Annotated in this window: 11 protein-coding genes and 1 pseudogene; 2 read left to right on the top strand and 10 right to left on the bottom strand. The window is 51.6% G+C overall.

Going from position 1 to position 11,854, the window contains the following annotated elements:
* Positions 1 to 202: 202 nt before the first annotated feature.
* Positions 203 to 556: a nuclear transport factor 2 family protein gene (locus FQK12_RS23965; protein ID WP_038423437.1), complete on the bottom strand. Its 354-nt coding sequence runs from the start codon at positions 554 to 556 to the stop codon at positions 203 to 205.
* A 323-nt stretch (positions 557 to 879) separates the two neighbouring features.
* Here FQK12_RS23965 and FQK12_RS23955 point away from each other — a divergent pair, with 323 nt between their 5' ends.
* Positions 880 to 1,695 carry an aminoglycoside O-phosphotransferase APH(3')-Ia gene (locus FQK12_RS23955; protein WP_000018330.1) on the top strand — a complete coding sequence of 272 codons (816 nt, stop codon included), beginning with the start codon at positions 880 to 882 and terminating at the stop codon, positions 1,693 to 1,695.
* Between the two features lie 153 nt (positions 1,696 to 1,848).
* Here FQK12_RS23955 and FQK12_RS23950 read toward each other — a convergent pair whose 3' ends face one another.
* From FQK12_RS23950 to FQK12_RS23920, 7 genes and pseudogenes are all read right to left on the bottom strand, one after another.
* Positions 1,849 to 2,871, bottom strand: a complete 1,023-nt coding sequence (locus FQK12_RS23950) for an acyl-CoA--6-aminopenicillanic acid acyl-transferase (protein ID WP_014229366.1) — start codon at positions 2,869 to 2,871, stop codon at positions 1,849 to 1,851.
* A gap of 19 nt (positions 2,872 to 2,890) precedes the next feature.
* Positions 2,891 to 3,613: a glutamine ABC transporter ATP-binding protein GlnQ gene (gene glnQ, locus FQK12_RS23945; protein WP_014229367.1), complete on the bottom strand. Its 723-nt coding sequence runs from the start codon at positions 3,611 to 3,613 to the stop codon at positions 2,891 to 2,893.
* 2 nt (positions 3,614 to 3,615) lie between these two features.
* Positions 3,616 to 4,272 (bottom strand): glutamine ABC transporter permease GlnP, encoded by a 657-nt coding sequence (glnP, locus tag FQK12_RS23940; protein WP_014229368.1) that lies wholly within the window; start codon positions 4,270 to 4,272, stop codon positions 3,616 to 3,618.
* Positions 4,273 to 4,324: 52 nt separating this feature from the next.
* Positions 4,325 to 5,077, bottom strand: a complete 753-nt coding sequence (gene glnH / locus FQK12_RS23935; RefSeq protein WP_014229369.1) for a glutamine ABC transporter substrate-binding protein GlnH — start codon at positions 5,075 to 5,077, stop codon at positions 4,325 to 4,327.
* A 132-nt stretch (positions 5,078 to 5,209) separates the two neighbouring features.
* Positions 5,210 to 5,761 carry a carboxymuconolactone decarboxylase family protein gene (locus FQK12_RS23930; protein WP_014229370.1) on the bottom strand — a complete coding sequence of 184 codons (552 nt, stop codon included), beginning with the start codon at positions 5,759 to 5,761 and terminating at the stop codon, positions 5,210 to 5,212.
* A pseudogene (locus FQK12_RS23925) lies at positions 5,758 to 7,101 on the bottom strand (aspartate aminotransferase family protein). The gene FQK12_RS23930 and the pseudogene FQK12_RS23925 overlap by 4 nt, the downstream one beginning before the upstream one ends.
* A gap of 132 nt (positions 7,102 to 7,233) precedes the next feature.
* A complete protein-coding gene (locus FQK12_RS23920; protein WP_014229372.1) occupies positions 7,234 to 8,091 on the bottom strand; it encodes a MurR/RpiR family transcriptional regulator in 858 nt (285 codons plus the stop codon).
* 329 nt (positions 8,092 to 8,420) lie between these two features.
* On the opposite strand from FQK12_RS23920, the gene FQK12_RS23915 reads away from it, so the two are divergent.
* On the top strand, positions 8,421 to 8,861 hold the full coding sequence (locus FQK12_RS23915; RefSeq protein WP_014229374.1) for a helix-turn-helix domain-containing protein: 441 nt from the start codon (positions 8,421 to 8,423) through the stop codon (positions 8,859 to 8,861).
* A gap of 73 nt (positions 8,862 to 8,934) precedes the next feature.
* Here FQK12_RS23915 and FQK12_RS23910 read toward each other — a convergent pair whose 3' ends face one another.
* Together FQK12_RS23910 and FQK12_RS23905 are read right to left on the bottom strand one after the other, a co-directional pair.
* Positions 8,935 to 10,302, bottom strand: coding sequence for an L-serine ammonia-lyase (locus FQK12_RS23910; RefSeq protein ID WP_014229375.1), 1,368 nt, complete (start codon positions 10,300 to 10,302; stop codon positions 8,935 to 8,937).
* Positions 10,303 to 10,365: 63 nt separating this feature from the next.
* Positions 10,366 to 11,649: an HAAAP family serine/threonine permease gene (locus FQK12_RS23905; protein ID WP_014229376.1), complete on the bottom strand. Its 1,284-nt coding sequence runs from the start codon at positions 11,647 to 11,649 to the stop codon at positions 10,366 to 10,368.
* Positions 11,650 to 11,854 lie beyond the last annotated feature (205 nt).

Genomic DNA, 11,854 nt, shown 5'->3' with positions numbered 1-11,854 from the left:
GAGCCACCTGATGCAGCTTCGATTTGTAAAACCGGAATCGACATTCACCTATTTTGAGGCCACCCGGGGCTACCTGGAAAAGCAGGATCACATTATACGATGGTGTAAAGAATCCACAGATTGGTTAAGGGAAGTTATTATGCTTCCCTTAATGCACACTTTAAGAAAGTTGCAAGCTATTCATATAAGGTATATATGAATTTTATTCAATAGGTAAATTGTGCTGTTTTAAGAAAGATAGCTTATCCCAATAGCCTCTTTGAAATATAATTTTATTATTTACTATTTGAAAAAAACCGCAACCCCTCAAACCTAATGGGGCACGCCACTCTAAAATTGCCCATTGTCCATCTTCGAAAATGTTTTCAACGATACAAACCATTTCTGGAAAAGAAAAGTCTTGTTCAAACATTTTCTTTATAGCCTCTTTCCCAATAACTGGCTCATTGGCTACCTGATGATTTATTGCATTATCATCATATAATTCTGAAATAGTTTCTACATCTGCATTATTAAATGCGTCAACCCATTGGCAAAGTATTTCTTTTGGCGTCATATAAATTACCTCCAGACCTGTAAATAATCCTTTTCCATAGCATAACATCAAAATCCTATCAAGCTCAAAATTTATTGGCACGCTCGATGCCATGTTCCTCGACTACGAAGCGGCCAAAGATTATGCGACCCGCTCCAGGCTGGTCACGGCGGCGAATATCCCTTCTTTCGGAGCGCCAGAATGATGTTGGTCTGGCCGGATTTTCATATGGCGGGAACCACGTTGTGTCTCAAAATCTCTGATGTTACATTGCACAAGATAAAAATATATCATCATGAACAATAAAACTGTCTGCTTACATAAACAGTAATACAAGGGGTGTTATGAGCCATATTCAACGGGAAACGTCTTGCTCGAGGCAGCGATTAAATTCCAACCTGGATGCTGATTTATATGGGTATAAATGGGCTCGCGATAATGTCGGGCAATCAGGTGCGACAATCTATCGATTGTATGGGAAGCCCGATGCGCCAGAGTTGTTTCTGAAACATGGCAAAGGTAGCGTTGCCAATGATGTTACAGATGAGATGGTCAGACTAAACTGGCTGACGGAATTTATGCCTCTTCCGACCATCAAGCATTTTATCCGTACTCCTGATGATGCATGGTTACTCACCACTGCGATCCCCGGGAAAACAGCATTCCAGGTATTAGAAGAATATCCTGATTCAGGTGAAAATATTGTTGATGCGCTGGCAGCGTTCCTGCGCCGGTTGCATTCGATTCCTGTTTGTAATTGTCCTTTTAACAGCGATCGCGTATTTCGTCTCGCTCAGGCGCAATCACGAATGAATAACGGTTTGGTTGATGCGAGTGATTTTGATGATGAGCGTAATGGCTGGCCTGTTGAACAAGTCTGGAAAGAAATGCATAAGCTTTTGCCATTCTCACCGGATTCAGTCGTCACTCATGGTGATTTCTCACTTGATAATCTTATTTTTGACGAGGGGAAATTAATAGGTTGTATTGATGTTGGACGAGTCGGAATCGCAGACCGATACCAGGATCTTGCCATTCTATGGAACTGCCTCGGTGAATTTTCTCCTTCATTACAGAAACGGCTTTTTCAAAAATATGGTATTGATAATCCTGATATGAATAAATTGCAGTTTCATTTGATGCTCGATGAGTTTTTCTGATAGTTAGTCTTTATAGAGACACAAACCTGAAATTCCGGACACCGCGCTTCAGGACATCTCCCTGGACGCCGATATCTGGCAGTATCCGGACGGTACTATCGAACGCCGGGCCAACGGTACTCCCCTGCCCTTTATGACTGACGACCGGCTATCTCACCCACGCACTTCTCCATGAAATTTAGCATCGTCGCGGTTAATGTCGAAAATTTGCCACCTGACGTGGTTGGCATCGAGGGTGAAAACTGCCGTGGCGAGGGTGTTCTCCTCATCCGGATCGTCGGCAGCCAGCCGGTAAATTGGCAGTTCGGCGTCATGGGTATCTGAGAGAATGTTTTTTGCCGCCGCGGCGTCAAACGGAGGTTGCGTTTCCCGCCACTGCACGAGGCGTAACTGCCGCGACGCTGAACTGTCGGTAACGATCTGCTCAACGCCAGCCAGTGCCGCATGCACCAGATGGTTGGCATGCCCGGCTACCGTCGTCAGGGGTAGAACGGAGCAGCCTTGCCCGGTGGCCTCAACGCTGAAAAGCCGCGCATCGCCCAGTTGCCCGAGCGTATGGTGAAACGCCCCGGATCGCGGCTGGCCGGTAAGTATAGTGATGGTCTCGTCGAGGGTGTTCGCATTCAGCGAGGCGCGAGCCAGGATCTGACGCGGTAATCCCTGCGGACGATGCACTGCACGGATGTTATTCACCGTGTTAACGATACCTTTTTCATTCACCGCAAAGGTGTGGCCGCAAATCGATCCCGGATAGGCAAAACTCGTAAAGCTCAGACCGCGACTCGGAGTAATGGTAGCCAGCAAGCATTCATCCCGTAACTGAGGAAAACCGTCTTCATTATGCGCGATAATCCGCTCGCCTGCGGCGTTTACCCCGGCCACCGTCGTACAGCCATCCGACGTTGAGCGCACCAGATCGCCACGGCAGTTCCAGGCAAAGACCTGATCAACAGTGGCCTCCAGTCCCTGCGCCAGCCCCTCCAGCTCCTGCCAGATGTGCGGATAATGCCTCTGCGCCTCGGCGCGCATTAACCGGGTCTCAGGGGATGCCTGCAGAGTCATCACCGTTTGCCACAATGACGTGAGCATCAGTTTCTGATGCCATGCTTCACGGCCAAGCTCGCCAAGACGAAGGCCAATCTCAAACGGGGAACCACTGATGTCGATTTTCTTCATGTGATGGATTCACTTATGTTCATGAAACGTGCTGTAAAAATTCTTTCAGGCGCGGATTGCTACTGGCATTCAGCAGGATATCAGGTGGGCCATCTTCAGCAATGGTTCCACCATCGATAAAAATTAATCGAGAGGCCACATCGCGTGCAAAGCCAATCTCGTGCGTCACTATAACCATCGTCATCCCTTCATCCGCCAGTGAACGCATCACTTTTAATACTTCATGGCGCAACTCCGGATCGAGCGCAGAGGTTGGCTCATCAAACAGCATCATTTTCGGTTTCACCGCCAGCGCGCGGGCGATAGCCACGCGCTGCTGCTGGCCGCCTGAAAGCTCCGACGGATAGTGCTCGGCCCGTTCGCCCAGGCCGACACGTTCCAGCAGCGCCAGCGCCTGTTCGCGGGCTGCCGCTTGACTCATTTTGCGTACGCGGATAGGCCCAAACATCACATTTTCCAGCGCCGTCAGATGCGGAAACAGATGAAACTGCTGGAATACCATCCCCGCTTCGCGGCGGATTTCGCACTCGTTGACGTGGGGATCGGTCAGGTGCATCCCGGCAACCAGCAAGGTGCCGGAGGAGATCTCTTCCAGCTTGTTGATACAACGCAGCAGCGTCGATTTACCTGAACCTGAAGGACCGATAATCACGACCACTTCACCGGCATCAATTTTCAGATTGATATCGTGCAGCACCTGGGTGGTGCCGAAATGTTTAGCGACCGCGCTAAATTCAACCATGCTCATAAAATATGGATCCTTTTCTCCAGTTGCTTCAGCAGGAAGCTCAGGCACAGGGTGACGGCAAGATAAATCAGGGCTACCGCTGTCCAGACCTCAAGGGCACGGAAGTTCCCGGCGATGATCTCCTGCCCCTGCCGCGTTAATTCCGCGACGCCGATAACAATGAACAGCGAGGTGTCTTTAATGCTGATAATCCACTGGTTGCCCAACGCCGGGATCATGCGGCGCAGGGCCAGCGGCATAATCACGTGCCATAGCGTTGCGCGCTGCGATAATCCCATCGCCAGACTGGCTTCTTTAAATCCTCTATTGATGGACAAAATTGCGCCGCGCGTAATTTCCGCAATATACGCGCCGGAGTTAATAATAATGGTGACCATCGCGGCCGTGATGGGGTCAATACGAACAGGCAGAATCATTGGTAAGGCAAAATAGATAAACATCACCTGTACCATAATTGGCGTACCGCGAATCAGCTCGACAAAAATTAATGATAATGTTTTCGCGATACCGCCTCCCAGTGCACGACAGATTCCTGCCAGCAGACCGATGATAAAGCCGCCCGTCAAACCGACCATAGAGATCAATATTGTCAGCTGCAGCCCCTGTAATAATAGCGGCAGCGATTCCCATATATATTTCGTTTCGAAATTCATAATGCGGTCTATTACTCTCGGTTCTGGCCGGGGTTACCCGGCCCGGCGGGGATTATTTAGGTTGCTTGTTAAACCATTTGAAATAAATTTTGTCGTAGGTGCCATCCGCGCGTAATGCCTTTAACGCGGCATCGACCTTCGGCGTCAGGCTGCTGTTTTTCTGCAGGGCAAAACCGTATTTCTGCGGCAGAATGCTGTCCGTTTCCCCGGTCGATTTTACCTTACCGCCACCTGCGGTTTTCACGTAGTAGAGCACGTTCGGGGAGTCGTGAACGACCGCGTCCAGATTGCCTGCCTGCAGGTCGAGATAGGCGTTATCAATATTGGGGAATTCGACATAGTTGGCTTTATATTTGGATTTCATAAAACTGGCCGCGGCGGTGCCCTGCTTCAGCCCCACTTTTTTACCGGCCAGCTCGCTGAATTTGGTGATGGAATCATCACCACTTTTCACCGCCATTAAGAGATCCGCATCGTAGTAACCGTCGCTGAAATCAACGACCTGTTTGCGGGCATCGGTAATGGTGATCCCGGCCATTGCCACATCTAAATTACGCGATTGCAGCCCAGGAATTAAACCGCCGAAATCCATAGGGCGTAATTCGTAGCTGACATTCATTTTCTTCGCAATGGCTTCCCATAAATCGATATCAAAACCAACATATTTATTGCCTTGCTTAAATTCAAAGGGAACGAAGGCGGTATCCACACCGACTAATAATTTATCTTGTGCCATGACGGTAAAACTCGCCGAACAGGCAACCAGTGCCAGGGTAATCTTTAATTTTTTCAATAATGCAGACATAATAATCCTCAGCGTAATTAAGACAGCAGACAGGAGTTTTCGCGCAATACCCTAAAACTGATATTGGCGTTGAGAATAAAAACAGTATCCCTACATTCGCACGCGATATAAAAATGAAGGCGTGCGAATTATTTATGCGGGAAGAATAAAATCCCTGGTGTCGGGTACTGGCGTCTGCGCGCCGTTCATGATCATTGAAAGAAAGCTGTAATAACCGTTGATGCCAATCAGATCGACAACGCCCTTTTCCCCCCAGAGATCGATTGCCTGTTGCCAGATATCATCGCTGACTTTTTTATGCTGATGCAGCTGCTGGCAAAAATGGTAAACCACCCATTCATCAGCCGCCAGCGTCTCTGGTTGACGCCGTTCATTGATTGCCTGCACCGCCTGCGCCGGGATCCCTTTTTCCCTGGCTATTGGCGCATGAATGGCCCATTCAACCGGCTGCGACCAGTGACGCGCGGTCAGCAGGATGGCCAGTTCCGACAACCGCTGCCCCAGCGCGCTACGGTAGCGCAGATACTCCCCCATTCGCTGCGCATGGGCCATCAGTTCCGGGCTGCGCAACAACGGTTCAAACGGCGGCAGCAGCGCGCCGCGCGGCCCGTTGATAATCTCCTCCGCAAGCTGGCGTTGTTCATCGCTCCACTGCTGTTCTGACAGCGCAGGTAAACGGTTCATGGCTGACGTCTCATCAGTTTATGCGTCTCTTCGCTGATGACCTTGTGCAGGGTATCCACCACGAAATCGAGTTCTGACCGGCTGACAATAAACGGCGGCGCAATCAGAATATGATCGCCCCGCTGGCCATCAATGGTTCCGCCCATCGGATAGACCAGCAGCCCGTGCGCCATGCACTGCGCTTTGATAGCCGCATGCAGCTTCAGCAGCGGATCGAATGCCGTTTTGCGCTCTTTATCGCATACCAGCTCCACGCCGGCGAACAAACCGCGACCGCGCGTATCACCGACATACGGTTATCCGCCGAGCACATCATGCAGCGCCTGCTGCAAATACGCGCCCTGCTGCTGCACCTGCTCGAGCAAACGATCTCGCTCGATAACCTGCTGCACGGCCAGCGCAGCCGCTGCGGCTGTCGGGTGGCAGATGTAGGTGTGACCATGCTGGAACATTCCGCTACCGGCTTGCAGCGCGGCGACGATTTGCTCACTGGCCAGCACTGCGCCAATGGGCTGATAACCCCCGCCTAAACCTTTTGCGATGGTCACGATGTCAGGGACAACGCCATCCTGTTCAAAGGCGTGCAACGTGCCGGTACGGCCCATGCCGCACATCACCTCATCGGCGATATACAGAATGCCGTATTTATCACACAGCCGACGAACGCCTTGCAGATAACCCGGCGTAGGCGGCATTGCGCCGGTGGTTGCGCCAACCACCGTTTCGGCGATAAAACCGATAATTTTTTCCGGCCCGGCGTCCAGAATTGCCGCTTCGAGTTCGCCAAGTAAGCGCTCGGTATATTGCTGCTGGCTTTCACCCGCCTCACGGTCACGGTACTCATTACAGGCCGACACGCGCACCACATCCATCAGCAGCGGCGCGAACTGGCGGCGGCGCCACTCGTTACCGCCAACGGCCAGGGCACCCAGCGTATTGCCGTGGTAGCTTTGTTTACGGGCAATAAACAGCGTGCGATCCGGCTGCCCGATCTCCACAAAATACTGGCGCGCCAGCTTCAGCGCCGTTTCAACCGCTTCCGATCCACCGGAGACGAAATAGGCATAGTTCAGAGAACCGGGCGCGGTGCGGACAAGCTGCTCTGCCAGTTGTTCCACCGTATCGCTGGTGAAAAAACTGGTGTGGGCGTAGGCCAACCGATCGATCTGCCGGTGCATCGCCGCCAGCACATCCGGATGGGCGTGACCCAGACAAGAAACCGCCGCCCCGCCGCAGGCGTCCAGATAGCGTTGACCACTGGCATCGGTGATGTAAGCGCCCTGGGCACTGACTGCCACTGCCGGGGTGGTACGGAGGCTGCGGTGAATGATTTGACTCATGCTTTTATCCTGCTTAAGAAATCGCTTTCGCGTAAGTTGAAAGCATCTTGCAGGATCCATTTGAATCTCGTCAATTCAATAATGATTCAAATGTATTTAATTTTCTTATGATAAAAGCAAATGAATCATTTATCAGGATTTATCGGGCATCACATACGCCCCGGAGCGTTGCAGATAACGTTCTGCGCTCTCAATTTTATTCACCGCCTCCCTACCGTGGCGGGCAACCAGCATCGCCAGCAAACACTCGGCGACGCCCATACCGGACACTATCGAAGGGAAAAAAGAGGGGCTGCTGAGGGAGAAAAGCAACGTGCAGTCCGCCGCTTGCGCCAGCGGCGAAACCGGAGAGTCGGTGATGGCGATAATCCGTGCCCTGGCCTGCCTGGCAGCATTGAGAACGTCGAGAGATTCGCGGGAATAGGGAGAAAAGCTGGTCAATAGCAGGCAGTCTTCCGCGTTGATCTCACGGGTGAAGACTTCGATATTACTGGCCAGCCCGTCAATCAGCGACACCTGGCGATTGAACAATCGATAGACATAAAACAACGACCAGGCGATAGGAAAGCTGGCGCGGAAGCCGCAAATATAGACCTGCTTCGCTTCATCCAGCAACGTAACCGCTTGCTGCATAGCGTGTTGATTCTCTGCCTGAGTGAATGCCAGATTGGCCTGATGCGCGAGGAACACCTCTTCGTACAGCGCGGGCTGCGTCCCTTTGGCGATCAATTTTTCAGCCTTAGATACATATGTATCATTTCCTAAGCCGAGATCGTCGATAAATGCGCTTTTCAGCTCCCGCCAACCGTTATAGCCCAGACGCTGCGCCAGGCGTAGCAGCGTGGCAGGCTTAACGCCGGCTTCCGCGGCGAAGGCGCGCATTGATTGCACCACCAGTTGGTTGGCATTTTGCAGGGAAAATTCCGCCGCTCGCTGGAGTTCTGGCGACAGCAGGCTGAATTGGCTCACAATATTTTCACGAAGATTCATGGCGTATCGTTATCATCCGTAAGAGTGGCTGCGGCGAAACCGGGCCGCAGAAAGGGATATATATAACCATAATTCGCCGTAATTGCATTATGGCAGAGACGGAGGCTCATCTCTGCGCCACGGAGTATCGCCCCAGGCGAATGATCCGAAGCCTCTTTATTCGGCGCCTGAAACCGCGGGATTCGCAGGAACGACCCTATACCCAACTCTTTGATGGCATTGGCAAAAAACATTGTCGCCGCTATCGCAAAAGAGAAATTATTCGCTTTATTTATAAATTGGCTTGCTAAATAATTAGTCAGGTTTTATTACGCAGTAGAGGAATTAAGATGCGTTTCAGTACCATGCCCGACAGTGAAATTATTTCTGAACTGTGCCGAAGAATTAAAGAAACGCGTATACAGCTGGGCCTGTCACAGATTGAGCTGGCCGAACGCGCTCAGGTCGGCGCGGCAACCATTAAACGCGTTGAATTAGGCGAATCCGTTACCCTCAGTACGCTGATTGGTATTTTGCGCGGTCTCGATCGGCTGCATCAGCTGGAGTCGATTTTATTTGACTCGCACATGCGTACATTTAAGGCACAGCTCAATGCCGGAACCCCTTCCCGTATCCGTATTCGGAAAAAAACGCATCAGCCAAAAGAGAAATTGCCCGCCGCTGCCCAGACCAACGAGGCTGATGCCACGATTAACGAATGGTACACCTCATCGGCTTCTAACAGCGTGGTGTGGTCTTTTACGCCGTCCGACGGAGAGAAAAAAAGCTAACAGGCTTCAGATGATTTTAAAGATCAGGGAAGAGAAAACCGCCTGCGGCTCAGGCAGGCGGTTTTTAGGGGACTCAGGATTCACACACCGCGACTTTAATCGCCAGACCGCCCCGGGCGGTTTCACGGTACTTGGCGTTCATATCTTTGCCCGTCTCAAACATCGTTTCGATAACTTTATCCAGGGAGACTTTCGGATCGCTGGTACGGTACATCGCCATACTGGCCGAGTTTATCGCCTTCACTGCCGCAATCGCGTTACGCTCGATGCACGGCACCTGCACCTGGCCGGCCACCGGATCGCAGGTCAGGCCGAGGTTATGCTCCATGCCGATCTCCGCGGCGATGCACACCTTCTCCGGACTGCCACCCAGCAGCTCGGCCAGTCCGGCAGACGCCATCGAGCAGGCCACGCCCACTTCGCCCTGGCAACCGACCTCTGCCCCGGAAATGGAGGCATTCATCTTGTACAGAATGCCTATTGCGCCCGCCGTCAGGAAATAGCGCATATAGATTTCCGGCGTCACCTCTTTGATAAAACGATCGTAATAGGCCAGTACCGCAGGAACAATGCCGCAGGCGCCGTTGGTCGGCGCGGTTACCACTCGCCCGCCCGACGCGTTCTCTTCCCCCACCGCCATGGCGAACATATTGACCCAATCCATCGCGCTCAGTGGCGTAATCGACTGGCTCTGCGGCGCCAGCACGCGGTGCAGCGCAGAAGCCCGGCGCGGCACTTTCAGCGGCCCCGGTAAAATACCTTCCGTATTCATCCCCCGGTTAATGGCGTTTCTCATGGTCTCCCAGATTTTCGCCATATTTTGCTCAACGTTCTCCCGGCCGTGGCGGGCGATCTCGTTTTTCATCATCACGGCGGAAATCGACAGGCAGTTGTTCTGGCAGTGCGCCAGCAGGTTGCGGGCAGAATAGAACGGGAACGGAATATCAACCTCCGCCTCCAGGTTCTTACCAAAGTTTTCCTCCGTGACGATAAAACCGCCGCCGATGGAATAGTAAGTCTGGAAGTGGACGATTTTGCCATCGCAAAACGCCGTAATGCTCATCCCGTTTTCGTGCAGCGGCAGAAACTCATTGTGAAAGCGCATGCATTCCGCCACCGGGAACTGTATCTCGCGCTGGCCTTCTTCAATAAACAGACGATGCATGGTGTTGACATCGCGAATAATGCCCGGAATGGCGTCGATATCAACGGTATCCGGTAGATACCCTGACAGACCAAGAATAATGGCGATATCGGTATGGTGACCTTTACCCGTCAATGAGAGGGAACCATACACATCCACCACCAGCCGAGTCACTTTATGCAGCAGGCCTTTTTCCTGCAGGGTATCAACAAACTGTTTTCCCGCTTTCATCGGCCCAACGGTATGTGAGCTGGACGGCCCGATGCTGATTTTGAAAATATCGAAAACGCTAATCATATGGCACCCACGCGGTTACATAGCAAAACGGATGCGCCACCGGTGACAGGCGGCGCTGAAAACTTAGCTGAACAGAGAGAAGAAAATAGCGGAGATGGCAATCAGTCCCATCACCACCACAAACGCGTTGCTGATGTGGCCGCTGTACTTGCGCATGGCCGGTACTTTGTTGATGGCATACATTGGCATCAGGAACAGGATCATCGCGATGACCGGGCCGCCCAGCGTTTCAATCATCCCCAGGATGCTGGGGTTCAGGGTGGCAACAATCCAGGTGGTCACCAGCATGAACAGCGCGGTGATCTTGTTCAGTTTGTTGATTTCGATCGATTTCCCTTTTCCGCGCAGTGACTTAATCACCATGCCGTTGAAGCCTTCACGCGCGCCGAGGTAGTGGCCGAGGAAGGATTTAGTAATCGCAATCATCGCGATGATCGGCGCCATCCAGGCAATCACCGGCGCGTTAAAGTGGTTCGCCAGATATGAGAGGATGGAGATGTTCTGCGCTTTCGCTTCCGCCAGGTTTTCCGGGGAGAGGCTCAGTACGCAGCTGAACACAAAGAACATCACCGTCAGCACCATCATGATGTGGGCGAAGCCCAGAATACGGGAGCATTTGCGCTCGGCGTCCTGGCCATATTCTTCACGTTTAGCCACCGCAAAAGAGGAGATAATCGGCGAATGGTTGAAGGAGAAAACCATGACCGGGATAGCCAGCCACAGGGTCATCCACAGACCATTTCCCGTTGCCGAAGCGCTGCTCAGCGACAGCGTATCCAGTACCGCGCCGTTCCATTGCGGGATCAAATACAGCGCCAATATCATCAACGCGAACACGAACGGAAACACCAGCACGCTCATGGCCTTAACAATCATTTTTTCGCCAAAACGGACAATCCCCATCATGCCGACAATTAAAATCAGCGACAAAATAGCGCGCGGCGGAGACACCAGACCAAGCTGGTGAGTAATAAAGCTATCGACGGTGTTGGTAATAGCAACGCTATAAACCAGCAGAATCGGATAAATAGCGAAGAAATAAAGCAGCGTGATAAGCTTACCTGCACCGGTGCCGAAATGTTCTTCCACCACTTCGGTAATATCTTCTCCCGGATTTTTGCCCGACAGGACAAAACGGGTTAAACCGCGGTGGGCAAAAAAGGTCATCGGGAAGGCAAGAATGGCCATGATGATTAACGGAATTAAACCGCCGACCCCGGCGTTAATTGGCAGGAAAAGCACCCCTGCACCAATTGCGGTACCGTACAGGCCCAGCATCCACACGGTATCACTTTTTCTCCAGCCGCTGCTCTCGCGAGCAACGAGGGTATTTTGAACGGTTTCCATAATATGGCCTCAGTAATATAGAGTAGGGTCAAATTAATTTGACTCTGATTCAGGTAATAAAAACGCTGTGTTTGTTTGGCTATTTTATAAAATGCAACTATGCTGATTCACTAACAGCGATCACATAACCTGATTTATAGTGGCACCTTTTAACGCATCAAAATTAGTACTGAAATCTTATTATTTTTTAAAGTATCATTTTTAA

This window comes from Klebsiella sp. ME-303, from assembly GCF_007910085.1.
Taxonomy (GTDB): domain Bacteria; phylum Pseudomonadota; class Gammaproteobacteria; order Enterobacterales; family Enterobacteriaceae; genus Klebsiella; species Klebsiella michiganensis.
This window is presented reverse-complemented; position numbering and strand designations above follow the sequence as displayed.

Excerpts from the sequence above, each read along its gene's own strand:
- FQK12_RS23905 (WP_014229376.1), bottom strand. The coding sequence starts at position 11,649 with ATGGAAACCGTTCAAAATACCCTCGTTGCTCGCGAGAGCAGCGGCTGG.
- FQK12_RS23910 (WP_014229375.1), bottom strand. The coding sequence starts at position 10,302 with ATGATTAGCGTTTTCGATATTTTCAAAATCAGCATCGGGCCGTCCAGC.
- FQK12_RS23930 (WP_014229370.1), bottom strand. The coding sequence starts at position 5,761 with ATGAACCGTTTACCTGCGCTGTCAGAACAGCAGTGGAGCGATGAACAA.
- glnH (WP_014229369.1), bottom strand. The coding sequence starts at position 5,077 with ATGTCTGCATTATTGAAAAAATTAAAGATTACCCTGGCACTGGTTGCC.
- glnP (WP_014229368.1), bottom strand. The coding sequence starts at position 4,272 with ATGAATTTCGAAACGAAATATATATGGGAATCGCTGCCGCTATTATTA.
- FQK12_RS23920 (WP_014229372.1), bottom strand. The coding sequence starts at position 8,091 with ATGAATCTTCGTGAAAATATTGTGAGCCAATTCAGCCTGCTGTCGCCA.
- FQK12_RS23965 (WP_038423437.1), bottom strand. The coding sequence starts at position 556 with ATGACGCCAAAAGAAATACTTTGCCAATGGGTTGACGCATTTAATAAT.
- FQK12_RS23950 (WP_014229366.1), bottom strand. The coding sequence starts at position 2,871 with ATGAAGAAAATCGACATCAGTGGTTCCCCGTTTGAGATTGGCCTTCGT.
- FQK12_RS23915 (WP_014229374.1), top strand. The coding sequence starts at position 8,421 with ATGCGTTTCAGTACCATGCCCGACAGTGAAATTATTTCTGAACTGTGC.
- glnQ (WP_014229367.1), bottom strand. The coding sequence starts at position 3,613 with ATGGTTGAATTTAGCGCGGTCGCTAAACATTTCGGCACCACCCAGGTG.
- FQK12_RS23955 (WP_000018330.1), top strand. The coding sequence starts at position 880 with ATGAGCCATATTCAACGGGAAACGTCTTGCTCGAGGCAGCGATTAAAT.